The organism is Streptomyces sp. BB1-1-1 (assembly GCF_031597775.1).
Lineage (GTDB): Bacteria > Actinomycetota > Actinomycetes > Streptomycetales > Streptomycetaceae > Streptomyces > Streptomyces thinghirensis.
This window is the reverse complement of record NZ_CP134203.1, coordinates 2,599,968-2,625,248: the sequence shown is the minus strand read 5'-3', so window position 1 is coordinate 2,625,248 and position 25,281 is coordinate 2,599,968. Positions and strand designations below refer to the sequence as shown.

The following is a 25,281-nucleotide window of genomic DNA, read 5'->3' as shown; positions in this document are numbered from 1 at the left end:
CCATGGCTTACCTCGACCACGCCGCGACCACCCCGATGCTTCCCGAGGCAGTCGAGGCACTCACCGCGCACCTGAGCGTCACCGGCAACGCCTCCTCCCTCCACGCGTCCGGCCGCCGCGCACGGCGCACCGTCGAGGAGGCCCGCGAGACGCTCGCCGAAGCCCTCGGGGCCCGCCCCAGCGAGGTGGTCCTCACCGCCGGCGGCACCGAGGCCGACAACCTCGCCGTCAAGGGCCTGTACTGGGCCCGCCGCGACGCCGACCCGGCCCGCACCCGGGTCCTGGCCAGCCCCGTCGAGCACCACGCGGTCCTCGACGCCGTCCACTGGCTCGGCGAGCACGAGGGCGCCACGGTCGAGTACCTGCCGGTCGACGCCCACGGCCGCGTCCATCCGGAGGCGCTGCGCGAGGCCATCGCCCGCGACCCCGCCGACGTGGCCCTCGCCACCGTGATGTGGGCCAACAACGAGATCGGCACGATCATGCCGGTCCGTGAACTCGCCGACGTGGCCGCCGAGTTCGACGTGCCGCTGCACGCCGACGCGGTCCAGGCGATCGGTCAGCTCCCGGTCGACTTCGCCGCCTCCGGGCTCGCCGCGATGACGGTTTCCGGCCACAAGATCGGCGGCCCCTACGGCATCGGCGCGCTGCTCCTGGGCCGCGAGTACAGCCCCGTACCGGTCCTGCACGGCGGCGGCCAGGAACGCCACGTCCGCTCCGGCACCCTCGACGTCCCCGCCGTCGCCTCCTTCGCGGTCGCCGGCCGCCTCGCCGCCGAGCAGCGCGAGTGGTTCGCCCGCGAGATCGGCACCCTGCGCGACGACCTGGTCGACGCGGTCCGTACGGCGGTGCCGGACGCGATCCTCGGCGGCGACCCGGCACCGGAGGGCCGGCTCCCGGCCAACGCCCACTTCACCTTCCCCGGCTGCGAGGGCGACTCCCTGCTCCTCCTGCTCGACGCCCAGGGCATCGAGTGCTCCACCGGCTCCGCCTGCACCGCGGGCGTCGCCCAGCCCAGCCACGTCCTGCTGGCCACCGGCACCGACCCCGAGCTGGCCCGCGGCACGCTGCGCTTCTCCCTCGGTCACACCTCCACGGAGGCGGACGTCGAGGCGCTCGCCAAGGCCATCGGCCCCGCGGTGGAACGGGCCCGGGCGGCGGGGCTGACGTAGGGGTCAGGCGCTCTTGGAGGCGCTGGGGGAGGGGGTACTCGTGGCCGCCCGCCGCACCAGCTTCAGGTACCGGTCCCAGTCCCAGTGCGGCCCCGGATCGGTGTGGTCGGTGCCCGGCACCTCCACGTGGCCGATGATGTGCTCGCGGTCCAGGGGTATCTCGTACCGCGCGCAGATCCCCGCCGTCAGACGCGCGGAGGCGGCGTACATCTCGTCGGTGAAGTCCTGCGGACGGTCGACGAAGCCCTCGTGCTCGATGCCGACACTGCGCTCGTTGTAGTCGCGGTTGCCCGCGTGGTAGGCCACGTCCAGCTCGCGGATCATCTGGGTGACGCGTCCGTCCTGCCCGACGATGTAGTGCGTGGCCGCCTTGTGCCCCGGATCCTGGAACGCCCTGACCGCGCTCGCGAAGCTGCCCTGCGTGACATGGACGATCACCATGTCGACGCCGAAGTCGTCGGGCCGGTCGGCACGCCGCCAGTTCTCGTCCGACGCCGCCACCCACCGCGCGCCGCCGTAGTCGACCGCGCCCGCCTCGCGGGGCCGCTCGACTCCCGGTACGCGCCACCACAGGCGGGCCAGCTCGTCGCGGGCCAGCGCCGCCGTGCCCACAGCCGCCGCCGTGCCGCCGACGATCAGCGCGCGACGGCCGATGCGCCGGTCCGCGTCCTTGGACCCGCCGGTGGACCCGCCGGCGGGTCCCTTGCCGGAGCCACCGGTGGATGCGCTTCTGGATTCGTGCTTCGCCCCCATGCGATCTTCAACGCATACTCGCGCGCTCCGGTTCCCGCCTCCCCGTACCCTGGAAGGGTTATGACTGAGACCCCGCAGCGCACCCGCCCCCTCCGCGTCCTCGCCGCCATGTCGGGCGGAGTCGACTCCGCCGTCGCCGCCGCCCGCGCGGCCGAGGCGGGGCACGACGTGACCGGCGTCCACCTCGCTCTCTCCGCGAACCCGCAGTCCTTCCGCACGGGCGCGCGGGGCTGTTGCACCATCGAGGACTCCCGGGACGCCCGCCGTGCCGCGGACGTCATCGGCATCCCCTTCTACGTGTGGGACCTCGCCGACCGCTTCCGGGAGGACGTGGTCGAGGACTTCGTCGCCGAGTACGAGGCCGGCCGCACCCCGAACCCCTGCCTGCGCTGCAACGAGAAGATCAAGTTCGCCGCGCTGCTCGACAAGGCGCTCGCCCTCGGCTTCGACGCCGTCTGCACCGGCCACTACGCCCAGGTGATCCGGCGGGCCGACGGCACACGTGAGCTGCACCGCGCCTCCGACATGGCCAAGGACCAGAGCTACGTCCTCGGCGTGCTCGACGACCGGCAGCTCGCGCACGCGATGTTCCCGCTCGGCGACACCCTCACCACCAAGGACGAGATCCGCGCGGAGGCCGAGCGCCGGAATCTGGCGGTCGCCAAGAAGCCCGACTCGCACGACATCTGCTTCATCGCCGACGGCGACACCCAGGGCTTCCTCGCCGACCGGCTGGGCCGCTCCGAGGGCGACATCGTCGACGAGGCGGGCAACCGCCTCGGCACCCACGAGGGCGCGTACGGCTACACCATCGGCCAGCGCAAGGGCCTCCGCATCGGCACCCCGGCCCCCGACGGCAAGCCCCGCTACGTCCTGGACATCTCCCCGGTGACCAACACGGTGACGGTCGGCCCCGCGGACGCCCTCGACGTCAACGGACTGCGGGCGATCAAGCCCCGCTGGTGCGGCGCCGCCCCGACCGGCCCCGGCACCTACACGGCCCAGCTCCGCGCCCACGGCGGCGAGACCGAGGTACGGGCCGAAGTGGTCGACGGCGCCCTGGAGGTGTCGTTCCGGGAGCCGGTGCGCGGCGTCGCCCCCGGCCAGGCGATCGTGCTGTACGACGGCACCCGCGTGGTGGGCTCGGCGACCATCGCGTCCACCACGCGCGCGACGGCCGGTGTGGCCTGAGCCGCGTAACGACGCCCCGCTCCGCTCACGCCGCGAAGAACTCCGTCAGCACCGGCGCCAGCACACCCGGCTCCACCATGTGGGTCTGGCCCGCCACGGTGCCGTACGTGCCGCCGGGGGCCGCCTCCGCGATCGCGCGGGCGGCCTCGTGCCACCACGCGTCGCTCGCGCCGCCCGCCAGGGCCAGCAGGGGAGCGGTGACCGAGGCGAGCCCGGACCGGGGCACCCGGCTGTCGCCCATCACCGCGTCGTCGTACGCCAGACTCGGCGCGACCGACTCCAGGCCCGCCCACATCGGGGACTGGCGGGCGCCCTGGATCATCTCCTCCCCCAGGCCGGTGAACCGCAGGAACAGCTCCACCGCGTCCCCGCGCCGCCCCTGCCCCAGCGCCTCGGCCAGCCGCTCGGTGTACTCCGCGGCGGCCCGCGCGGCGGCGTCGTCCATGGCGTACGGCACCTCGTACACGGCCACCCGGCGTACCGGCAGCCCGCTCGCCGCCGCCCGGAGCACCAGCGCGCCGCCCGACGACATGCCGTACAGCGACACCTCGCCGCCCACCGCCTCGATCAGCGCGGCAAGGTCCTCGACCTCGCGTTCCACCGCGTAGGGCTCCGTGTCACCGCTCGCGCCGCGGCCCCGGCGGTCGTACACGGTGACGTCGAGACGCGCCGACAGCTCCGCGGCCAGCGGCGCGACCGTGGCGCCCGTCGACATGGCGCCGCTGACGAGGACGACCGAGGGCCCCTGCCCGCTGCGTTCGTAGGCGATGCGCGTGCCGTCGCGCGAAAGAGTCTTCTTCTCCATGCCTGTGCAGACTGCCCTACGGCACGCGATTCACCGCTCAGGACACGATGCTCAGGACACGAAGCGGTCAGGACACCAAGCGGTCAGGAAACCTCGACTTCGTAGAAGCAGAGGTGGTCCTTGATCTCCGCCACCTCCGGCTTCGGGTCCGGGTACGCCCAGACGACGTCCGCCGCGTCCGGCAGCGACCAGTAGGACGCGTCGCCCTTGAAGGGGCAGTGCGTGTGCGTGCCGGACGGCGTCAGCAGGCCGAGCCTGACGTCCTCGGACGGGATGTAGTAGCGCTCCGGACAGCCCGTCTCCCGCAGGACGAGCGCCCGGTCGCTCTCCGCCAGGAGCTGCTCGCCGTGCACCACGCGCACGTGCCGGTCGCTGCGCTCGACGGTGATGCGGTGTCCCTTGGTCACGATCGTCCTCCTCGGTAGCCGGCTCTTCTGACGCTTCTCCTGATGACAGCGCGACCGGAAGCCGGGTTCTTCCCCGTGGCGCGCCGAACGTACCGTTGCCCCATGAACATCTGCGTCTTCCTCTCCGCCGCCGACCTCGACGAGCGCTACACGCGCCCCGCGAAGGAGTTCGCCGAGCTGCTCGGAAAGGGCGGTCACACCCTCGTGTGGGGCGGCTCCGACGTCGGGCTGATGAAGGTGGTCGCCGACGGCGTGCAGGAGTCCGGCGGGCGGCTGCTCGGGGTCTCGGTCGACTTCCTGGCGGCCAAGGCGCGCGAGGGCGCCGACGAGATGGTGATCGCGGGGGACCTCGCCGAGCGCAAGCGGCTCCTGCTGGAGAAGGCCGACGCCGTGGTGATCATGGTGGGCGGCACCGGCACGCTGGACGAGGCGACGGAGATCCTGGAGCTGAAGAAGCACGGGCACACCGACAAGCCCGTCGTCCTGCTCAACACGGCGGGCTTCTACGACGGACTCAAGGAGCAGTTCCGCCGCATGGAGGACGAGGGCTTCCTGCCCCGCCCCCTCACCGAGCTGGTGTTCTTCGCCGAGGAGCCGGTCGGGGCGCTCGCCTACCTGGAGGAGAGCCAGGGCATCGAGTGACCCGCCGGTGATGCGAGCATGGCGGGCATGGCTACACATGTGATCACCGGAGCGGGCTCCGGCATCGGCGCGGCCGTGACCCGCCGCCTGCACGAACGCGGCGACGAGGTCGTGCTGCACGCGCGTGACGCGGGCCGGGCGAAGGAACTGGCGGCCGCGTTCCCCGGTGCGAAGACGCTGGTCGGCGACCTGGCGGACCCGGACAAGCTCTCCTGGGCCTTCTCGCACCAGACCCTGCCCGGTCGCGTTGACTCGCTGCTGCACATCGCCGGGGTGGTCGACCTCGGTCCGGTCGGCGACCTCACCCCCAAGGCCTGGCGCAACCAGCTCAACGTCAACCTGGTCGCGCCCGCCGAGCTGACCCGCCTCTTCCTGCCCCAGCTCCGCGTCGCCCAGGGCCACGTGCTCTTCGTCAACTCCGGCTCCGGTCTCAACGCCCACGCCGACTGGTCCGCGTACGCCGCCTCCAAGCACGGCCTGAAGGCCCTGGCCGACGCCCTGCGCCAGGAGGAGCACGCGAACGGCGTCCGCGTCACCTCGGTCTACCCCGGCCGCACCGCCAGCCCCATGCAGGCCAAGGTCCACCGGCAGGAGGGCAAGGAGTACGACCCCGCCAAGTGGATCGACCCCGAGTCGGTCGCCACGACGATCCTGATGGCCCTGGACCTGCCCAGGGACGCGGAGGTCAACGACCTGACGGTCCGCCCGGGACGCTGAGTCCCCCCTGAAACGCCGGGCCGGGTTCACCCAGCCCGTCCGGCGTTTGAGGACGAGGCCGTCAAGGCCGAAAGCGGGGGTCCGGGGGCGCAGCCCCCGGGGACGGGACGGGAAGGGGCGGCGTGGGCGAAACCAGCCCGCCCCGACCGACAACCGACCGGCAACCACCCCACCCCACCGTCGGAGACCTGCGTACGCTTCCCCCGTGAACGACAACCCCCGCCTCGGCCCCGCCACGGGCATCGGCTCCCTGCCGGGAACCGACGCCCGCGAGGCCGCGAAAACAAGCACCGGCACCTTCGAGGACTTCCCCTTCCTCCCCGAACTGCCCGCCCGCGGCCCCGGCGCCGACATGATCGGCCGCACCGCCGGGATGCTCGTCGAGCTGTACGCGCGCGTGGAGCCCAGTGGCTGGCGGCTCGGCGACCGGCCGGGACGGGACACCAAGCGGGCCCGGGCCTGGCTGGGGGAGGACCTCGACGCCCTGGAGGAGTTCACCCAGGGCCACGAGGGACCGCTGAAGGTCCAGGCCGTCGGCCCCTGGACGCTCGCCGCCGCCCTGGAACTGCGCAACGGCGAGGCGGTCCTCTCCGACGCCGGCGCGTCCCGCGACCTCGCGGCCTCGCTCGCCGAGGGCCTGCGCCTGCACCTCGCCGAGGTCCGGCGCCGCGTGCCCGGCGCCCGGATCGCGCTCCAGCTCGACGAGCCGTCCCTCACCGCCGTACTGCGCGGCCAGGTACGGAGCGCCAGCGGCTACCGCACCCACCGGGCCGTCGACCGCCAGGTCGTCGAGGCCGCCCTCCGTGACGTCGCCGGGGTGCAGGGCGGCGACCCCGTCGTGGTCCACTCCTGCGCACCGGACGTGCCGTTCGCCCTGCTGCGCCGGGCGGGCGTCGCGGGTGTCTCCTTCGACTTCTCGCTCCTCACCGAGCGTGACGACGACGCGATCGGCGAAGCGGTCGAGGGCGGCACCCGGCTGTTCGCCGGTGTCGTCCCGGGCACGGACACCGCATTGTCAGACCCTGCCGGTAGCGTCATGGGTGTCAGAACGCTGTGGCGCAGGCTGGGGCTGCGTCCGGGGCTTCTCGCGGAGGCGGTCACCGTCACGCCGACGTGCGGACTCGCGGGCGCGTCCCCCGACTACGCCCGCCGGGCGCTCGCCCACTGCGTTCGGGCGGCGAGATCCCTCGCGGACAACCCAGAGTAACGGGAGGACCACACGGTGGCCGGCGACAAGCAAGCGGAGACGACGAGCGTGCCCGCCGAGGCGCGCGAGAAGCACGTGCAGCTCGCTGAGCAGATCGAGGAGCACCGCTTCCGGTACTACGTGAAGGACGCCCCCGTCGTCAGCGACGCGGACTTCGACCGGCTGCTGCGTTCCCTGGAGGAGCTGGAGGAGGAGTATCCGGAGCTGCGCACCCCGGACTCCCCGACCCAGAAGGTCGCCGGCTCCTACGAGACCGAGTTCACGGCCGTGGAACACCGGTCACGCATGCTCTCCCTCGACAACACCTTCAACGACGAAGAGCTGGCCGCCTGGACCGAGCGGATCGCCAAGGAGCTGGGCGAGCAGGAGTACCACTTCCTGTGCGAGCTGAAGGTCGACGGACTCGCCGTCAACCTCACCTACGAGCGCGGCCGTCTCGTCCGCGCGGCCACCCGCGGCGACGGCCGCACCGGCGAGGACATCACACCCAACGTCCGCACCATCGCCGACATCCCGGAGCGTCTCAAGGGGGACGAGGTCCCCGACCTCGTGGAGATCCGCGGCGAGGTCTACTTCCCGATGGAGAAGTTCCAGGAGCTCAACACCCGGTTGAACGCGGCCGGTGACAAGCCCTTCGCCAACCCGCGCAACGCGGCGGCCGGTTCGCTGCGCCAGAAGGCCCCGCGCGTCACCGCCACCCGCCCGCTGCACATGGTGGTCCACGGCATCGGCGTCCTGGAGGGCTTCAAGGGCATGACCCGCCTCTCCCAGGCCTACGACCTCCTGAAGACCTGGGGCCTGCCCACCTCCCCGCACAACAGGGTGGTCGACGGGCTCGACGGCGTACGGGACTTCATCGCGTACTACGGCGAGAACCGGCACTCCGTGGCGCACGAGATCGACGGTGTCGTCGTCAAGCTCGACGAGATCCGCCTCCAGGGACGGCTCGGCTCCACGGCCCGGGCGCCGCGCTGGGCCATCGCGTACAAGTACGCGCCGGAGGAGGTCAACACCAAGCTCGTCGACATCAAGGTGGGCGTCGGCCGCACCGGCCGCGTCACTCCGTACGCGCAGGTCGAGCCGGTCACCGTGGCGGGCAGCGAGGTCGAGTTCGCCACCCTGCACAACCAGGAGGTCGTCAAGGCCAAGGGTGTGCTCATCGGCGACACCGTGGTGCTGCGCAAGGCCGGTGACGTGATCCCGGAGATCCTCGGCCCGGTCGCCGACCTGCGGGACGGCAGCGAGCGCGAGTTCGTCATGCCGGCCGAGTGCCCCGAGTGCGGGACGCCGCTGAAGGCGATGAAGGAGGGGGACATCGACCGGCGGTGTCCCAACGCCCGCACCTGCCCCGCCCAGTTGCGCGAGCGGGTCTCCTACCTCGCCGGCCGGGAGTGCCTGGACATCGAGCACTTCGGCGGTGTCGTGGCGGCCGCGCTGACCGGGCCGCTGGAGCCGCCCCGGCCGCCGCTGGTGGACGAGGGCGACCTCTTCGACCTCACCGTCGAGAAGCTGCTGCCCATCAAGGCGTACGTCCTCGACCCGGACAGCGGACTGCCCAAGCGCGACCCCAAGACCGGCGAGGAGAAGATCGTCACGGTCTTCGCCAACAAGGAGGGCGAGCCGAAGAAGAACACCCTCGCGCTGCTCAAGCACATCGAGGAGGCCAAGACCCGCCCGCTCGCCCGCTTCCTCAACGGGCTCTCCATCCGGTACGTGGGACCCGTCGCCGCTCAGGCCCTCGCCCGGGAGTTCCGCTCCCTCGACCGCATCGAGCAGGCCACCGAGGAGGAGTTGGCGCTCGCGGACGGGGTGGGCGACACCATCGCCGCCGCGGTCAAGGAGTGGTTCGCCGAGGAGTGGCACCGCGAGATCGTCCGCAAGTGGAAGGCGGCCGGAGTCCCGCTGGAGGACCGGTCGACGGGGGAGGACGAGGGGCCGCGCCCGCTCGAGGGGCTCACCGTCGTCGTCACCGGCACCCTGGAGAACTCCACCCGGGACGGGGCCAAGGACGCCCTCCAGAGCAGGGGCGCGAAAGTGACCGGATCGGTCTCCAAGAAGACGTCCTTCGTCGTGGTCGGTGACAACCCCGGGACGAAGTACGACAAGGCGATGCAACTGAAGGTGCCGGTTCTGAACGAGGACGGATTCACCGTCCTGCTCGAACAAGGACCCGAAGCGGCGGCCGACGTCGCACTTTCGGCTGAGGAATAGCGGTTGAAGGCCACCCGATCGGCGCATACCAGATGCATACGGGTGGCCGGGTCGCATTCGGGCAACCGTCGACGACCGGTGCCCCTGGAAGCCTTCCGCGGCCTACTGTTGAGGTGTGCGCCTGCCGTGCCCAGCTGCGGTCGGGGCATCCCCCTGCCTCCGAGGGGCAGGGGGAAGGGTTCTCCAACGCGGAGCCGTTGATGGATGTCGGGCGTCGGGCCGCGTGGCGTGGGCACCGCCGGCTGTGAGAGGGACGGGAATGGAACCGACCGAGAGCGCCGCCGCGGGCTCACGGCTGCGCCTGCGTCGCATGGTGGGCGCGTGGCACGTGAGCCGGTGGCTCGGGCAGCGCGGTGCCGGCGCACCGCATCCCTCGGCGGCCGCCCGCGGCTCCGGGCCGCCGGCCAACCGCCACGCCTCCGTCCTGCCCGACAACGACACGGACGGCGAACGGCACCTGCACTGGCCGGCGTTGCCCTCGGCGGTCGTCGCGGCCGCCGCCTTCGTGCTGGGCGCCGGTTTCTACCGGGCGTTCACCGACGGCCACGCCCTCTTCCCGTCCGGCACCGCCGGCTGGTCCCTGGCCGTGCTGACCGGCATCGTCGTCGGGCACCTGGTCATGCTCGGCCGCTCCCGCTGGTGGGGCGGCACCGGCTCCGGCGCCGCCCTCACCCTCGCCGTCCTGCTGCTGTACGGCTGGGTTCCGGCCGGCATGGTCAGCCTCACCGTCGTCGTCCTGGTCGGCATAGCCCGCCGGGGCCGCTGGCGGCAGGGCGTCCTGCACGGCGCGGTGGACATCCTCGGCATCGCCGCGGGCGCCGTGCTGCTGGGTGTCTGCGGCTCCGTACCCTCCGTCGAGGACCCCTGGGACCCCAACACCTGGGGGGTGTACGCGGCGCCCAAGGTGGTGCTCGTCGCGGTCGCCTACCTCGCCGTCACCCGCGCCCTGTTGTGGTATCTGCAGACACCGCGCGTCGGTCTGCCCACCGTCGCCCGCACCGCCCTGGTCAGACAGGGCCTGGTCGCCGTCGCCCTGCTCGGCATCGCCCCGCTGGTCTGCGTGGTCGCGGTCGCCAAGCCGCTGTTGCTGCCGCTGTTCTCCATCCCGCTGATCGCCCTCGACTCCACCCTGTGGATCGCCCGCGCCCGGGCCGAGGAGCAGCTGCGCGACCCGCTCACCGGCCTGCCCAACCGGCAGTGGCTCCTCGAGCGGACCTGGGCCGCCCTGGACGACGCCGAGCGCATCGGCGCCCGCGCCGCCCTGATGCTGATCGACCTCGACCGTTTCCGGTCGGTCAACGACACACTCGGTCACCTCGCCGGCGACCGGCTGCTGCTGCAGACCGCCGACCGGCTGCGGCAGGCCCTGCCGCGCGGGGCGGAGGCCGCGCGGCTCGGTGGCGACGAGTTCGCCGTCTTACTGCCCGTCGCCGACTCCACCACGTCGGCGACCCGGATCGCCCGTGGTCTGGTCGCCGCGCTCAGCTCTCCGATGGACCTCGACGGGCTCACCCTCGTCCTGGAGGCCAGCGCCGGGGTCGCCGTCTTCCCCGACCACGCGCTGGACGCCGAAGGGCTGCTGCGCCGCGCGGACGTGGCGATGTACCAGGCGAAGCGGGACCGTACGGGCGTCGAGGTCTACGAGTCCAAGCGGGACTCCAACACCCCGGACCGCCTCGGGCTCCTGGGCGACCTGCGCCGGGCCCTGGACGCCCACGAGGTCGAGCTGCACTACCAGCCCAAGGTCCGCTTCGACGGACAGGTCGCGGGCCTTGAGGCCCTGGTCCGCTGGGTGCACCCCGAGCGCGGCAAGGTGCCGCCGGACGAGTTCATAGCGATCGCCGAGTCCTCCGGGCTGATGCCGCACCTCACCGAGTACGTGCTGGAGACGGCGCTCGGACAGGTCGCCCGCTGGCGCTCCCAGGGCCTGTTCGTGCCGGTCGCGGTCAACGTCTCCCCGCGCGACGTCCACACCCCCGGCTTCGCGGGCGCGGTGGCCGCCCGGCTGGCCCGGCACGGTGTCCCCGCGGGAGCGCTCCAGCTGGAGATCACGGAACACGTCCTCCTGGAGGATCCGCAGCGCGCCGCCGACACCCTCAACGCGCTGACCGGTCACGGCGTGAAGATGTCCCTGGACGACTTCGGCACCGGCTACTCCTCCCTCGTACACCTGCGCAGGCTGCCCGTCAGCGAGTTGAAGATCGACCGCTCGTTCGTGGCCCGGCTGGCCATCGACACCGAGGACGCCGAGATCGTGCGCTGCACCGTCGACCTCGCCCACTCCCTCGGCCTGCTCGTCGTCGCCGAGGGCGTGGAGGACGACGAGACCTGGGAGCGGCTGCGCGACCTCGGCTGCGACGCCGTACAGGGCTGGCTGGTCGCGGCCGCGATGCCGCCCGAGGAGACCACCGCCTGGCTGCTCGCCCGGGGATCCAGGGGCTGGGTGCGGGCCGCCGCCGCACTGCCCGCGGCGGCGACCGACGAGTGACCCGACCGCCGGGCGGCGCCCCCCCGGTCGTTCCGCTCAGCGCGCGGTGCCCCGCGGCGCGAAGCGCCCGATCAACAGGGCGAGCCGCCGGTCATGGGCCTGCTCCGGTAGCCGGCCGCTGCGCATCAGGGTCACCAGCCCGTGCAGGCCCGCCCAGTACGTCTCCGTGAGCAGCGCCGGGTCCTCGCCCTCGGCGGCGAGGGGCTCGACGGCGTTCAGCAGTTCACCGAACGCCTCCTGGAGGGCGGGTGGAGCCTCGGGCGTGGCGAACGGCAGATCCACCCGGTGCGTGAACATCACGTCGTAGAGCGCGGGCCGCCGCCGCCCGAAATCGGTGTACGCCCTCCCGACCGCCGCCAGCCTCTCGCGTACGCCCTCGGCCGCCGCGGCCGACGCCCGCAGTTCCACCGTGAGTTCCTCACAGCCCCGCACCGCGACCGCCGCCATGATCGCGTCCTTGCCCTTGAAGTGGCTGTACAGGACCGGCTGGCTGTACTCGATCTCGGCGGCCAGCCGACGGGTGGTGACCGCGTCCCAGCCCTCCGCCTCGGCCAGGTCCCGCGCGGCCGTCACGATCAGCCGCTCGCGTTCCGCTCGTTCGCGCTCGCGGCGCGTCTGGATCGTCATGGCCGCGATTCTAGCAACGCTAGCCATCCTGTCGGCGCTCTGCTAGCGTCGCCAGTGTTCCTAGCGCTGCTAGCGAGGAGAGATCGTGACCGTCACCGCGTACACCCTGGCCGTCGTGCTCAACCTGTTCTGCGTGTTCCTCGGTTACCGCTTCCTGTTCCGGCCCGGACCCGCCGCCACCGGCTACGGCGTCCCGGCCGACCCCGCCGGTGACGCCGGCGCCTATCTGACGATCAAGGGCCTACGGGACGGGACGTTCGGTCTGGTGGGCCTGGCTCTGCTGGCCTTCGCCGGCGCCCGCGCCGAGGCGTGGTTCATGCTCTGCGTGGCCGTCGTGCCACTCGGCGACATGCTCATAGTGCTGCGCCACGGGGGTGCGAAGGCCGTGGCCTTCGGTATCCACTTCGCCACCGCCGTCGTCATCCTGATCAGTGCCGGTCTGCTCTTCCTGGTCTGACCACGACCCTGTCGTCGTCCTCCCGCGTCGTCACTCCCGCGCGGGAGGACCCGGAACCGGGCGGTGCCGCGAGTCGGCCCCTGGGGAAACCGTTTAACGGCCACGGGGCCCGGCCCCATAGGATTGGCCCGAACCGACTTGCCAAAGCCGATTTGCCCACACCACACACACTCACCCCAGAGGAACGCTGCATGCCTGGCATCACGCGCGAGGAGGTCGCCCACCTCGCCCGGCTGGCGCGTCTGGAGCTGAAGCCCGAAGAGCTCGAGCACTTCGCGGGACAGCTGGACGACATCATCGGCGCGGTCGCCCGCGTCAGCGAGGTCGCCGACCAAGACGTACCGCCGACCTCGCACCCGCTCCCGCTGACGAACGTCATGCGGCCGGACGAGGTCCGTCCGTCGCTCACGCCCGAGCAGGCGCTCTCCGGCGCCCCGGCCCAGGAGCAGCAGCGTTTCAAGGTGCCGCAGATCCTGGGGGAGGAGTAACCGCCATGAGCGACATCATCAAGCTCACCGCGGCCGAGATCGCCGCGAAGATCGCCTCCGGCGAGCTGACGGCCGTCGAGGTCACCGAGGCCCACCTGGCCCGCATCGAGGCCGTCGACGAGAAGGTGCACGCCTTCCTGCACGTCGACCGCGAGGGCGCCCTCGCCCAGGCCCGCGCCGTCGACGAGAAGCGCGAGCGCGGCGAGAAGCTCGGCCCGCTGGCCGGCGTCCCGCTCGCGCTCAAGGACATCTTCACCACCGAGGGCATCCCCACGACCGTCGGCTCGAAGATCCTCGAGGGCTGGATCCCGCCGTACGACGCGACCGTCACCAAGCGTCTGAAGGCCGCCGACGTCGTCATCCTCGGCAAGACCAACATGGACGAGTTCGCCATGGGGTCCTCGACGGAGAACAGCGCGTACGGCCCGACCGGCAACCCCTGGGACCTCACCAAGATCCCCGGCGGTTCCGGCGGCGGCTCCTCCGCCGCCCTCGCGGCCTTCCAGGCCCCGCTCGCCATCGGCACCGACACCGGCGGGTCCATCCGCCAGCCCGCGTCCGTCACCGGCACGGTCGGCGTCAAGCCGACGTACGGCGGCGTCTCCCGCTACGGCATGGTGGCCTTCTCCTCCTCCCTCGACCAGGGCGGCCCCTGCGCCCGCACGGTCCTGGACGCGGCCCTGCTGCACGAGGTGATCGCCGGGCACGACCCGATGGACTCCACCTCCATCGACGCCCCGGTCCCCGCGGTCGTCGAGGCCGCCCGCAACGGCAGCGTCGCCGGCATGCGCGTCGGCGTCGTCAAGCAGTTCCGCGGCGAGGGCTACCAGGCCGGCGTCATCCAGCGCTTCGACGAGTCCGTCGAGCTGCTGAAGGAACTGGGTGCGGAGATCGTCGAGCTGGACTGCCCGTCCTTCGACCTCGCGCTGTCGGCGTACTACCTGATCGCGCCCTCCGAGTGCTCCTCCAACCTCGCCCGCTTCGACGGCCTGCGCTACGGCCTGCGTACCGGCGACGACGGCACGCACTCCGCCGAGGAGGTCACCTCCCTGACCCGCGAGGCCGGCTTCGGCCCCGAGGTCAAGCGCCGCATCATGCTCGGCACGTACGCCCTCAGCTCCGGCTACTACGACGCGTACTACGGCAGCGCCCAGAAGGTCCGCACCCTCATCACGCGGGACTTCGAGAAGGCCTTCGAGCAGGTCGACGTGATCGTCTCCCCGACGACCCCGACCACCGCCTTCGCGATCGGCGAGCGCGCCGACGACCCGATGGCGATGTACCTGGCCGACCTGTGCACCATCCCCACCAACCTGGCGGGCAACGCGGCCATGTCGCTGCCCTGCGGCCTCGCACCCGAGGACAACCTGCCGGTGGGTCTGCAGATCATCGCCCCCGCCATGAAGGACGACCGGCTGTACAAGGTCGGCGCCGCGGTCGAGGCCGCCTTCGTGGAAAAGTGGGGCCACCCGCTGATCGAGGAGGCACCGTCGCTGTGAGCGCACTGACCAAGGCCAAGGGCTTCAAGAGCTCCAAGTCCGGCCTGTACGTCTCGATGGCCACGTCGGCGTTCGGCGCCGTCGGGGTGTACAAGCAGATCAAGAAGGCCCGGGGCGAGAGCGACACGCTGCGGCTGCTCGACGCCGTCGTGACCGGCGCGGCGGTCGTGACCAACCTCGCCATCCTGTACCGCGAGCTGAAGCGTCTCGGCGACGACGACGTCCTGCTGGGCTGAGAGGGAAGTTTCACCGTGACCACCACGACCGACCTGGTGTCGTACGAGGACGCGCTGGCGTCGTACGACCCCGTCATGGGCCTCGAGGTCCATGTCGAACTCGGCACCCACACCAAGATGTTCTGCGGCTGTTCGACCGCACTGGGCGCCGACCCCAACACCCAGACCTGCCCCGTCTGCCTCGGCATGCCCGGTGCGCTCCCGGTCGTCAACGCGACCGGCGTCGAGTCGGCGATCAGGATCGGTCTCGCGCTGAACTGCGAGATCGCCGAGTGGTGCCGCTTCGCCCGGAAGAACTACTTCTATCCGGACATGCCGAAGAACTTCCAGACCTCCCAGTACGACGAGCCGATCGCCTTCAACGGCTACCTCGACGTGCAGCTGGAGGACGGCGAGACCTTCCGCGTGGAGATCGAGCGCGCCCACATGGAGGAGGACACCGGCAAGTCGATGCACGTCGGTGGCGCGACGGGCCGTATCCACGGCGCCTCGCACTCCCTCCTCGACTACAACCGCGCCGGCATCCCGCTCATCGAGATCGTCACCAAGCCGATCGAGGGCGCGGGCGAGCGGGCCCCGGAGGTCGCGCGGGCCTACGTCCGCGAGCTGCGCGAGCTGATCCGTGCCCTCGGCGTGTCCGAGGCCCGCATGGAGATGGGCCAGATGCGCTGCGACGTGAACCTGTCGCTGCGCCCGCACGGCCGGGAGAAGTTCGGCACCCGCAGCGAGACCAAGAACGTCAACTCGCTGCGCTCCGTGGAGCGTGCCGCCCGCTTCGAGATCCAGCGGCACGCCGCCGTGCTGAACGACGGCGGCACGATCATCCAGGAGACCCGCCACTTCCACGAGGACACGGGGTCCACGACCTCGGGCCGCGTGAAGGAGGAGGCCGAGGACTACCGGTACTTCCCGGAGCCCGACCTGGTGCCGGTCGCCCCCTCGCGCGAGTGGGTCGAGGAGATCCGCGCCACCCTGCCCGAGCTGCCGCTGGTGCGCCGCAACCGGCTCCGCGAGGAGTGGGGCATCTCCGGCAACGACATGCAGTCGATCCTGAACGCCGGCGCGCTGGACCCGATCGTCGCCACGATCGACGCCGGTGCCGACGCGGCCTCCGCCCGGAAGTGGTGGATGGGCGAGCTGGCCCGCAGCGCCAACGAGTCGGGCAAGTCGCTCGACGAGCTGGCGATCACGCCGGAGCAGGTCGCGCGGGTCGCCGAGCTGGTCACGAAGGGCGACCTGAACGACAAGCTGGCCCGCCAGGTCATCCTGGGCGTCCTCGCCGGCGAGGGCACGCCGGACGAGGTCGTCGACAAGCGCGGCCTGAAGGTCGTCTCCGACGAGGGCGCGCTGACCGCCGCCGTCGACGAGGCCATCGCCGGCAACCAGGGCGTCGTGGACAAGATCCGCGGCGGCAAGGTGGCCGCGGTCGGCGCCCTGGTCGGCGCGGTCATGAAGGCGACCCGCGGCCAGGCGGACGCGGCCCGCGTCAAGGAGCTGATCCTGGAGAAGCTGGGCGTCAGCGAGGGCTGAGCCGGTCCGGCATCGCGTGTTCTGAGGGGTTGCACCCGGTCGGGTGCAACCCCTCGGGCGTTCGGCTACGAATCACTCGTAGGGAACAACGCGTTCATCCGATCGTCCTGCGAATGACCTTCGCCTCTGTGAATAAGCCCACTAAATCCGCAAACGATCAATTCTGGCTGAAAGAGTGGCTTCGCATTACTCATGCGTTCTTTGCGGGCCGTTCATTCCATGAATGACTGTTCCCTATCAAAGGTCCACAATCAGACACTCTGGGAGCACGTTCGTGGCAGCCCTTGCACGCTGGTGTGTCCAACGCCGCCTCGTCGCCGTCCTGCTCTGGCTCCTCGCCTTCGGCGGGGTCGCCACGGCCGCCGCGGTCACCGGCTCCGCGTACTCCAACGACTACGGAGTCCCCGGCACCGACTCCGACCGTGCCTCCCAGCTGCTCGCCTCCGGCTTCCCCGGCCTCGGCGGCGACGGCGACACGATCGTCTGGCACACGACGACCGACACCGTCCGCGCCACCGACGTCGAACAGACCATGACCCGCACCCTGGACCGCATCGCGGACCTGCCCGGGGTGGCCTCGGTGACCAACCCCTACGACGACCCCGACTCGCCCCTGATCAGCGAGAACGCCCGCACCGCGTACGCCTCGGTCACCTTCGAGGACGCCTCCCAGGACATCGACGCGGCCGAGGCGCGGGCCGTGGTCGACGCCGCCGAGGCGGCCGAGACCGACGGGCTCCGGGTCGAGATGGGCGGCGGCGCCGTCGCGCTCACCGAGGCGCCGGACGGTCATCTCGCCGAGGCCCTCGGCGTGGCCGTGGCCGCGGTCGTCCTCTTCCTCGCCTTCGGCTCCCTCGCCGCCGCCGTGCTGCCCATCGCCACCGCGCTGGTCTCCGTCGGCACCGCCTACGCCGGCATCACCCTGCTCGGCCACGCCATGACCGTCGCCGACTTCGCGCCCATGCTGGGCACCCTCATCGGGCTCGGCGTCGGCATCGACTACGCGCTGTTCATCGTCACCAGACACCGGCGCGGCCTGAAACGCGGACTGACCGTCGCCGAGGCCGCCGAGAACGCCGTCGCGACCACGGGACGCGCGGTCGTCTTCGCGGGTGCCACCGTTTGCATCGCCCTGCTGGGCATGCTGATCCTCCGGCTGAGCTTCCTCAACGGCGTGGCCATCGCCGCCTCGCTGACCGTCGTCCTCACCGTCGCGGCGTCCGTGACCCTGCTGCCCGCGCTGCTGTCGTACATCGGCCCGCGCGCCCTGAGCCGGCGCGAGCGGCGCCGGCTGGCGGAGCACGGCCCCGAACCCGAGCTGCCCACCGGGTTCGCCGCCCGCTGGTCGGCGTTCGTGGAGCGCCACCCCAAGCTGCTGGGCGCCGTCGCCCTGGTCGTCATCACCGTCCTCGCGCTGCCCACCCTCGGACTGCGCCTGGGCACCTCCGACCAGGGCAACGACCCCAAGGGCAGCACCACCCGCCAGGCCTACGACCTCCTCGCCGAGGGCTTCGGACCCGGCGTCAACGGCCCCCTCACCCTGGTCACCGAGGTGGGCGGGGCCGAGGACCGGCTCGCCCTGGACAACCTCGACGCCTCCCTGCGCACCACCGATGGCGTCTCCTCGGTGACACCGGTGACGTACAACTCCGGAGGCGACAGCGCGTACCTCGTCGTCGTACCCGAGTCGGCCCCGCAGTCCCGGACCACCAGCGACCTCGTCGAGCGGCTGCGCTCCGAGGTGCTGCCGCGTGCCGAGGCCGGCACCGCGCTCGACGTGCACGTCGGCGGCGTCACGGCCGGCTACGACGACTTCGCCGACGTCATCGTCGGCAAGCTGCCCCTCTTCGTCGGCGTCGTGATCAGCCTGGGCTGCCTGCTGCTCCTGCTGGCCTTCCGCTCCGTCGGCATCCCCCTCAAGGCGGCCGCGATGAACGTCGCCGCCGTGGCCGCCTCCTTCGGTGTCGTCGTGGCGATCTTCCAATGGGGCTGGGGGAGCGAACTGCTCGGTCTGGGCAGCGCCGGCCCGATCGAACCCTTCCTGCCCGTGATCATGGTGTCGGTCCTCTTCGGGCTCTCCATGGACTACCAGGTCTTCCTGGTCAGCCGGATGTACGAGGAGTGGCTGGAGACCGGCGACAACCGCCGTGCCGTGCGCGTCGGCCTCGCCGAGACCAGCCGGGTGATCAACTCCGCCGCGGTCATCATGATCTCGGTCTTCCTCGCCTTCGTCCTCAGCGGCGACCGCGTGATCGCCATGTTCGGCATCGCCCTCGCCGCCGCCGTCGCCCTGGACGCCTTCGTCCTGCGCACCCTCCTGGTGCCCGCCCTGATGCACATGCTCGGCAGCGCCAACTGGTGGCTGCCGCGCCGGCTGGACAAGCTCCTGCCGCGCATCAGCATCGAGCCGCCCGAGTGCCGCGTCGCCCATGAGAGGCTGGCCGCGGCGACGGACGCCGAGGTGGCGGACGTCCTGGCGGAGGAGGAGCGGCAGCGGGATGTACGCGATATCACTGGGTGACGACGGAGCCGAACTGCGCCCCCTGGAGACCTGGCACGCCGAGGAGTTCCTCGCCCACCTGGACCGGGGCAGGGAGTTCATCACACAGCACATCCCGTTCGGGACCAAGGCCACCGACGCCGACTCCGCGCGGGAGCTGATCCAGTCCTACGCCGACCGGCGCGCCGCCGACAGCGGCTTCCTGCACGGGTTGTGGCTGGACGGCAAGCTCGTCGGCGGCCTGCTCTTCCGGGTCTTCGACGCGGCCACCGGCGTCTGCGAGATCGGCTGCTGGCTGGAGCCCGCCGGCACGGGGCGCGGCCTCGTCGCACGCGGCGCCCGGGTCCTGATCGACTGGGCCTTCGACGAGCGCGGCATGCACCGCGTGGAGTGGCGCGCGTCGTCCGCGAACACCCCGAGTGTCAACGCCGCCCGGCGACTCGGCATGATGCGTGAGGGCGTGCTGCGCGAATGCTTCCCCTACCGGGGTGTCCGTCAGGACACGGAGGTGTGGGCGGTACTCGCGCCCGAGTGGCGTGCGGCACGTGAGGCACGCGCGCGTGCCGCTCAAAAGGATCATTAAGGGACCTCTCAGACAGCGTCCGTACGGTGCGAGGCATGGGAACGAAGACAGTGGACGAGACCGGCGTGAAGACCGACGAGGACAAGACGGACGAGGCGGCCAAGGCTCCTGAGAAGGCAGGGACCGAGACCGCCGACGCCGAGACCCCGGCCGGCGACGACGCCGGGACGGACGACGCCGCGGCCGAGGACGCGGCGGCCGACGACGTCGCCAAGGACGACGTGACCGGTGCCGCCGGGAACGAGGGCCCCACGGGCGTCGGCCAGGGCGCGGGCGCCGTCGTCTCCGCCGGGCTCGGCATCGTGTCGCTGACCGGCAGCTGGGTCGGCACCGTGGCCTCCGCCCGCGAGTCGCTGATCGGCCAGCTGGAGACGTCCTCGTCCTCCGACGTCGGCATGCTGATCGAGAAGGGCTACGGCAACGCCTGGCACGCCACCGCGCTGTGGGGCGGACTCTTCGCCCTGGTCGCGCTGATCGTCGGCGTCGTGGTGCTGGCCCGTCCCGCGTTCGGCGCGCCCGGCCGCCCGCAGGCCCCGTGGATCAAGTCGGTCGCCTGGGCGGGCGTCGCCCTCGGCGTGATCGGCCTGCTCCTCGCCGTCCTGAAGTACACGGACATCCTGCTCGGGCTGCCTTCCACCGGCTGACCAAGCCCTCTGAGGGGTCTTAGGGAATCAAGCGCGCCCCCGGCGCACGCCCTAAGACCCCTCACGCATGTCTAAGGCCCCGCCCGGTGCCGAAGATGCGGAACTTACCCGATGTGGCGCACCCCCCTGGGAGACGAAGGTTGAGGCATCGCAAGCAAGCAAGCAAGCGAAGCCGAAACCGAGGCCGAGACCGGCTCTCACCGAGGGACACGAGGGACACACCATGTTCGAGTACCAGATCCAGCAGACCCGTTCCGCCGAACTGATCCGCCGCGCCGACCAGGCCCGGCTGGCCCGCGAGGCCGTCCGCGCCCGTCGCGCCGCCCGCCGGGACGCGGCCAGGAACACCGCCGAGACCGAGAGCCATAGCTTCCGCTTCCGGCGGCACCGGTTCACCCGGGCCGCGTGAGCGGCATGAGCGGGGGGACCGGGGAGGGCGGCCGCACGGCCGCCCTCCCCGCCGTCGTCGCCACCGCCGTCCACCTCCCGAGAACCGATGCCCCACTGTCGGACCCGCGTGCGATGCTCGCTTCCGTGGAGACCAGGTCCGTCAGTCCCGTGTTCGTCGGCCGTGCCGGCGAACTGGACACGTTGAAGGACGCGCTCGTGCGCGCCGACGCCGCCGAGCCGCAGGCACTGCTGCTCGGCGGCGAGGCTGGGGTCGGCAAGACCCGCCTCGTCGAGGAGTTCGCCACCGCCGCGCGCGGACAGGACGCCGTCGTCGCGCTGGGCGGCTGCGTCGAGATAGGCGCCGACGGCCTGCCCTTCGCGCCCTTCTCCACCGCGCTGCGCGCCCTGCGCCGCCAACTGCCCGGAGAACTGGCCTCCGCTGCCGCCGGGCAGGAGGAGGAACTGGCCCGGCTGCTGCCCGAACTGGGCGAGAGCGCCCCGGGCGGTGGCGGTCGGCACGACGAGGAGAGCATGGCCCGCCTCTTCGAACTCACCGCCCGCCTGCTGGAACGCGTCGCCGTCCGGCACACCGTCGTCCTCGTCCTGGAGGACCTGCACTGGGCCGACGCCTCCACCCGCCACCTGATCGCCTACCTCGTCCGCACCCTGCGCACCGGCCGCCTCGTCGTCCTGGCCACCTACCGCTCCGACGACATCCACCGCCGCCACCCGCTGCGCCCCCTGCTCGCCGAACTCGACCGGCTGCGCACCGTCCGCCGCCTCGAACTCGGCCGCTTCACCCGGGACGAGGTGGGCCGCCAGATCGCCGGCATCCTCGCCCACGAACCCGACCCGCTCCAGGTCGACGAGATCTTCGAACGCTCCGACGGCAACGCCTTCTTCGTCGAGGAACTCGCCGTCGCCGCCCACGAGGGCTGCCGCACCGGCCTCACCGACTCCCTGCGCGACCTGCTCCTGGTCCGCGTCGAAGCCCTGCCCGAGAGCGCGCAGCGGGTCGCCCGGATCGTCGCCGAGGGCGGCTCGACCGTCGAGTACCGGCTGCTCGCCGCCGTCGCCCGGCTCGCCGAGGACGACCTCATCGAGGCACTGCGAGCCGCCGTGAACGCCAACATCCTGCTCCCCGCGCCCGACGGCGACGGCTACCGCTTCCGCCACTCCCTGGTCCGCGAGGCGGTCGGCGACGACCTGCTCCCCGGCGAGCGCTCCCGCCTCAACCGCCGCTACGCCGAAGCCCTCGACGCCGATCCGACGCTGGTGCCCGCCGCCGAGCGGGTGATGCGCCTGGCCAGCTACTGGTACCACGCCCACGACGCGGCCAAGGCCCTGCCCGCCGTCCTGGACGCCTCCGTGGAGGCCCGGCGCCGCCACGCCTACTCCGAGCAGCTCCGGCTCCTCGAGCGCGCGATGGAGCTGTGGGACTCGGTGCCCGACGACGTACGCGCCGCCCTGCGCCCCGTCGACTACACCGAGGTCTACCCGCCCTGCGGCTGCGACCCGGCCACCAAGCCCCTGCGCTACCTGGACCTGATGGCCGAGGCCGCCGTCGCCGGGCGGCTGTGCGGGGAGCGCGAGCGCGCCATGAAGATCACCAAGCGGGCGCTGCGCCTGCTGGAGGAGGAGCAGGAAGCGGGGGCCGGGACGAGTACGAGCGGCCGGGACCCGCAGCGCGCCGCCTGGTTCTGGACACAGCGCTCGCTGCTGGTCCAGGCACAGGGCCGCGGCGACGGCTGGCGCGAGCTGGGCATCGCCCAGGAACTGGTCCGCGGCCTGCCGCCCTCCGAGGTGCACGCCGAGGTGCTCGCCATGGCCGCCAACTGGTCGATGCTCCACAATCCCGGCCCCGAGGCGGTCACCGCCGCCGAGCGGGCCGTCGAGTACGCGCGCATGGTGGGCGCCGACGACATCGAGCTGAACGCCCGGCTCACCCTGGGCGGCCTGATGGTCGACGCGGGGCACATCGACGCAGGGCTGGCGGAGCTGTACCAGGTCAGAGACCTGGTGGTGGCGCAGGGACGGTCCGCCGTGGTGGCCCGCAGCCACATCAACCTGCCCTCAGTCCTGGAGAGCGTCGGCCGCTCCGAGGAGGCGATCGGCATCCTGCGCGAGGGCGTCCAACTCACCCGGCGGATGGGCCTGCTGGAGTCCGAGGCCTGGGTATGGGCCAACCTCTCCGAGTCGTTCATCTCCCTGGGCCGCTGGGACGAGGCGCTCGAAGCCGCGGCGCTGTCCGGGGCCCCGGGCCGCAGTGCCGCACCCCGCGCGGGCGCCGCCCTCAAGCGGGCCGTCGTCGCGCTCGCCCGCGGCGAGACGGCCGAGGCCGCCGGACAGCTCGCCGAGGCGCGCTCCGCCTACGGCGTACTCGACCCCATGCCGCAGTACCGGCTGCCGCTGGCCGCCTGCGCCCTGGGTCTCGCCGCCGCCGAGGGCCGCCTCCCGGACGCCCGTGCCGAACTGGCCCGGGTCCTGGACGAGGGCTTCCCGCCCGGCACCCAGCGCTACGCCTGGCCCCTGCTGCTGCTCGCGGCCGAGGCCGAGGCCGACGCCCGCGGCCTGCCGGCCGCCGAGGAGGGCCGCACCGAGGTCCTCGAACGCCTCACCGAGGCCGCCAGGTCGCTCACCACCGGCGCCCCCGTCTGGCTCGCCCACGAGAAGTGGGTCCGCGCCGAACTGCACCGCGCCGAGGGCCGCGACACCCCGGGGACCTGGTCGGAGGCGGTCACCGCCTTCGAACGCCTGGAGCGGCCCTACGAACTCGCCCGCGTCCGGCACCGGCTGGCCGGCGCCCTCCTGGAGACCGGCGGCGAGGACGAGCGCGCCCGCGCGACGGAACTGCTCCGCCTGGCCCGCACGGTCGCCGACCACCTCGGTGCCCGGCCGCTGGCCGACGCGGTCGGCCGGCTCGCCCAGCGCGCCCGCCTCACGCTCGGCCGCGCCACCGGACCGGCCACCGGACCGGCCACCGAACCGGCCGCCCCCGCCGACCGTGCCGAGGCCCTCGGCCTCACCAGCCGGGAACGCGACGTCCTGCGCCTGGTCTCCGACGGCCGCACCAACCGGCAGATAGCCGAGGAGCTCTTCATCTCCCCGAAGACGGCCAGCGTCCACGTCTCCAACATCCTGGCCAAGCTCGGCGTCTCCGGCCGGGGCGAGGCGGCGGCGGTGGCCCACCGGCTGGCGCTGTTCCCGGCCGGACGGCTCACGTCACGTTCCGCGAAGTGAGGCATACGCTGTAAGGGACGCCGACCGACGGAGGCTCCGTGTTCAACGCATTCGAGGAACTCTTCTCCCCCGGACGCAAGCACACCAGCGACGAGCAGAACCGTCTGGAACTGACCCGCGAGGACGTCGGCGACGGCGACCCCGGCCACGGCCCGATAGACCTCACCTCGGGCAAGGTCGTCGTCCACCTCCCGCGCCCCACGGAGGCGGAGGAGGAGTGACGGCGCGGGCTACGTCACCCGCAGCTCCAGGATCCGGTCGTCGCTCTCCTTCGCGTCGCCCCGGCCGTCCGTGTTGCTGGTCATGAGCCACAGCTTGTCGCCGCCCGCCGGGACGACCGTGCGCAGCCGCCCGTACTCGCCCTCCAGGAACGCCTGCGGATCGGCCGCGGCCTCCGTGCCCTTCAGCGGGACGCGCCACAGCCGCTCGCCGCGCAGACCCGCCATCCACACGGAGCCCTCGGCGTGGGCGATGCCGCTGGGGGAGGCCTCGTCGGTGCTCCACTGGGCGAGCGGGTCGTGAAACTCCGAGCCGTCGGACTCGCCCTCCGCCTCCGGCCAGCCGTAATTGTCGCCCGGCTTGATCGCGTTCAGCTCGTCCCAGGTGTCCTGACCGAACTCCGCGGCGAACAGCCGCTGCTCGTCGTCCCAGGCCAGCCCCTGCACGTTCCGGTGGCCGTACGAGTACACCGTGGAGTCGGGGAAGGGGTTGCCGGGCGCCGGGTCGCCGTCCGGCGTCATCCGCAGGATCTTCCCGCCGAGGGACTCCTTGTCCTGGGACAGGCCCGTGTCACCGCTCTCGCCGGTGCCCGCGTAGAGCATCTTGTCGGGGCCGAAGGCGATCCGCCCGCCGTTGTGGACGATGCCCTTGGGGATGCCCCGGAAGACCGTGTCCGGCGCGCCCAGCTGCTCACCGGCCGGCCTCTTCTCGTCGTACCGCATGCGGACGATGCGGTTGTCGGAGGCCGAGGTGAAGTACGCGTAGACCATCCGGTCCGAGGCGTAGTCGGGGGAGAGGGCGATGCCGAGCAGGCCGCCCTCGCCGGCCGGAGACACCCCGGGCACCTCGCCCAGTTCCGTCTTCTTGCCCGTCTTCTCGTCGACCCGCGTGACCGTGGCCTCGTCGCGGGAGGAGACCAGCAGGTCACCGCCCGGCAGCGGAGCCAGGCCCCAGGGGCTCTGCAGCCCGGTGGTGACGGTACGGACGACCTCCACGGAGCCCTTCGCGGGCGGTGTCTCCTCGGCGGCCGAGCCCGAGGGCGGCGACTGCGCCGCCGTACTGCTCGGGGAGGTGCTCGCGTCCGCGCCCGACGGGTCCCCGTCGTCGGAGGAGCAGCCCGCCGTCAGCAGCAGGGCGGCGGTGGCCAACACGGCCGTCACGGCTCGACGTTGCACGATCATGGTCCCTTCGACGCGGCGGGTTCTCCTTGTCATACACCGCACGCGCCCTCCAAGTTCCCGATCGCCGAATCCCGAACCCGGCAATCGCGCGCGC

The 25,281-nt window shown here is 72.3% G+C and carries 23 protein-coding genes; 18 read left to right on the top strand and 5 right to left on the bottom strand.

The window, feature by feature from the left end:
- Positions 1-2: 2 nt before the first annotated feature.
- Complete coding sequence (locus RI578_RS12010) at positions 3-1,172, top strand: cysteine desulfurase family protein (protein WP_310871074.1); 1,170 nt, start codon at positions 3-5, stop codon at positions 1,170-1,172.
- 3 nt (positions 1,173-1,175) lie between these two features.
- On the opposite strand, the gene RI578_RS12005 is transcribed toward RI578_RS12010, so the two are convergent.
- Positions 1,176-1,925: an N-acetylmuramoyl-L-alanine amidase gene (locus RI578_RS12005; protein ID WP_310871073.1), complete on the bottom strand. Its 750-nt coding sequence runs from the start codon at positions 1,923-1,925 to the stop codon at positions 1,176-1,178.
- A gap of 60 nt (positions 1,926-1,985) precedes the next feature.
- Between RI578_RS12005 and mnmA the strand changes: the two genes are divergently transcribed.
- Positions 1,986-3,116, top strand: coding sequence for a tRNA 2-thiouridine(34) synthase MnmA (gene mnmA, locus RI578_RS12000; RefSeq protein ID WP_310871072.1), 1,131 nt, complete (start codon positions 1,986-1,988; stop codon positions 3,114-3,116).
- Between the two features lie 25 nt (positions 3,117-3,141).
- On the opposite strand, the gene RI578_RS11995 is transcribed toward mnmA, so the two are convergent.
- On the bottom strand, positions 3,142-3,921 hold the full coding sequence (locus RI578_RS11995) for an alpha/beta hydrolase (protein WP_310871071.1): 780 nt from the start codon (positions 3,919-3,921) through the stop codon (positions 3,142-3,144).
- An 83-nt stretch (positions 3,922-4,004) separates the two neighbouring features.
- Positions 4,005-4,328, bottom strand: coding sequence for a DUF427 domain-containing protein (locus RI578_RS11990; protein WP_310871070.1), 324 nt, complete (start codon positions 4,326-4,328; stop codon positions 4,005-4,007).
- Between the two features lie 102 nt (positions 4,329-4,430).
- Between RI578_RS11990 and RI578_RS11985 the strand changes: the two genes are divergently transcribed.
- The 5 genes from RI578_RS11985 (at position 4,431) to RI578_RS11965 (ending at position 11,593) form a co-directional block, all read left to right on the top strand.
- Positions 4,431-4,970 carry a TIGR00730 family Rossman fold protein gene (locus RI578_RS11985; RefSeq protein ID WP_310871069.1) on the top strand — a complete coding sequence of 180 codons (540 nt, stop codon included), beginning with the start codon at positions 4,431-4,433 and terminating at the stop codon, positions 4,968-4,970.
- An 18-nt stretch (positions 4,971-4,988) separates the two neighbouring features.
- Complete coding sequence (locus tag RI578_RS11980; protein WP_310871068.1) at positions 4,989-5,687, top strand: SDR family oxidoreductase; 699 nt, start codon at positions 4,989-4,991, stop codon at positions 5,685-5,687.
- A 205-nt stretch (positions 5,688-5,892) separates the two neighbouring features.
- Positions 5,893-6,894: a methionine synthase gene (locus tag RI578_RS11975; protein ID WP_310871067.1), complete on the top strand. Its 1,002-nt coding sequence runs from the start codon at positions 5,893-5,895 to the stop codon at positions 6,892-6,894.
- Positions 6,895-6,909: 15 nt separating this feature from the next.
- Entirely contained in the window at positions 6,910-9,105 is a 2,196-nt protein-coding gene (gene ligA, locus RI578_RS11970) for an NAD-dependent DNA ligase LigA (RefSeq protein WP_310871066.1), read from the top strand.
- A 259-nt stretch (positions 9,106-9,364) separates the two neighbouring features.
- Positions 9,365-11,593 (top strand): bifunctional diguanylate cyclase/phosphodiesterase, encoded by a 2,229-nt coding sequence (locus tag RI578_RS11965; RefSeq protein WP_310871065.1) that lies wholly within the window; start codon positions 9,365-9,367, stop codon positions 11,591-11,593.
- 36 nt (positions 11,594-11,629) lie between these two features.
- Here the strand turns inward: RI578_RS11965 and RI578_RS11960 are convergent, their stop codons facing one another.
- Positions 11,630-12,220 (bottom strand): TetR/AcrR family transcriptional regulator, encoded by a 591-nt coding sequence (locus RI578_RS11960; RefSeq protein WP_310871064.1) that lies wholly within the window; start codon positions 12,218-12,220, stop codon positions 11,630-11,632.
- An 85-nt stretch (positions 12,221-12,305) separates the two neighbouring features.
- Between RI578_RS11960 and RI578_RS11955 the strand changes: the two genes are divergently transcribed.
- The 11 genes from RI578_RS11955 to RI578_RS11905 all read left to right on the top strand — a co-directional run bounded on the left by RI578_RS11955 (position 12,306) and on the right by RI578_RS11905 (position 24,008).
- On the top strand, positions 12,306-12,677 hold the full coding sequence (locus RI578_RS11955) for a DUF4267 domain-containing protein (RefSeq protein WP_310871063.1): 372 nt from the start codon (positions 12,306-12,308) through the stop codon (positions 12,675-12,677).
- A 191-nt stretch (positions 12,678-12,868) separates the two neighbouring features.
- Positions 12,869-13,165, top strand: coding sequence for an Asp-tRNA(Asn)/Glu-tRNA(Gln) amidotransferase subunit GatC (gene gatC, locus RI578_RS11950; protein ID WP_003973500.1), 297 nt, complete (start codon positions 12,869-12,871; stop codon positions 13,163-13,165).
- Between the two features lie 5 nt (positions 13,166-13,170).
- Positions 13,171-14,664: an Asp-tRNA(Asn)/Glu-tRNA(Gln) amidotransferase subunit GatA gene (gene gatA / locus RI578_RS11945; RefSeq protein ID WP_310871062.1), complete on the top strand. Its 1,494-nt coding sequence runs from the start codon at positions 13,171-13,173 to the stop codon at positions 14,662-14,664.
- Positions 14,661-14,900: a hypothetical protein gene (locus RI578_RS11940; RefSeq protein ID WP_121749321.1), complete on the top strand. Its 240-nt coding sequence runs from the start codon at positions 14,661-14,663 to the stop codon at positions 14,898-14,900. Before gatA ends, RI578_RS11940 begins: the two co-directional genes overlap by 4 nt.
- Before the next feature lie 15 nt (positions 14,901-14,915).
- A complete protein-coding gene (gene gatB / locus RI578_RS11935) occupies positions 14,916-16,430 on the top strand; it encodes an Asp-tRNA(Asn)/Glu-tRNA(Gln) amidotransferase subunit GatB (RefSeq protein ID WP_121749322.1) in 1,515 nt (504 codons plus the stop codon).
- A 274-nt stretch (positions 16,431-16,704) separates the two neighbouring features.
- Entirely contained in the window at positions 16,705-18,951 is a 2,247-nt protein-coding gene (locus RI578_RS11930) for an MMPL family transporter (protein ID WP_310871061.1), read from the top strand.
- Positions 18,929-19,513, top strand: coding sequence for a GNAT family protein (locus RI578_RS11925; RefSeq protein WP_310871060.1), 585 nt, complete (start codon positions 18,929-18,931; stop codon positions 19,511-19,513). The genes RI578_RS11930 and RI578_RS11925 overlap by 23 nt, the downstream gene beginning before the upstream one ends.
- Positions 19,514-19,548: 35 nt before the next feature.
- Positions 19,549-20,157, top strand: a complete 609-nt coding sequence (locus RI578_RS11920) for a hypothetical protein (RefSeq protein ID WP_310871059.1) — start codon at positions 19,549-19,551, stop codon at positions 20,155-20,157.
- A 223-nt stretch (positions 20,158-20,380) separates the two neighbouring features.
- On the top strand, positions 20,381-20,566 hold the full coding sequence (locus tag RI578_RS11915) for a hypothetical protein (protein WP_310871058.1): 186 nt from the start codon (positions 20,381-20,383) through the stop codon (positions 20,564-20,566).
- A 5-nt stretch (positions 20,567-20,571) separates the two neighbouring features.
- The gene (locus RI578_RS11910) at positions 20,572-23,787 is read left to right on the top strand and encodes an AAA family ATPase (RefSeq protein WP_399059937.1); all 3,216 of its coding nucleotides are present in this window, start codon (positions 20,572-20,574) and stop codon (positions 23,785-23,787) included.
- A 38-nt stretch (positions 23,788-23,825) separates the two neighbouring features.
- On the top strand, positions 23,826-24,008 hold the full coding sequence (locus RI578_RS11905) for a DUF6191 domain-containing protein (protein WP_310871057.1): 183 nt from the start codon (positions 23,826-23,828) through the stop codon (positions 24,006-24,008).
- A gap of 9 nt (positions 24,009-24,017) precedes the next feature.
- Here the strand turns inward: RI578_RS11905 and RI578_RS11900 are convergent, their stop codons facing one another.
- Positions 24,018-25,220 carry a PQQ-dependent sugar dehydrogenase gene (locus tag RI578_RS11900; RefSeq protein ID WP_310871056.1) on the bottom strand — a complete coding sequence of 401 codons (1,203 nt, stop codon included), beginning with the start codon at positions 25,218-25,220 and terminating at the stop codon, positions 24,018-24,020.
- Positions 25,221-25,281: the final 61 nt, after the last annotated feature.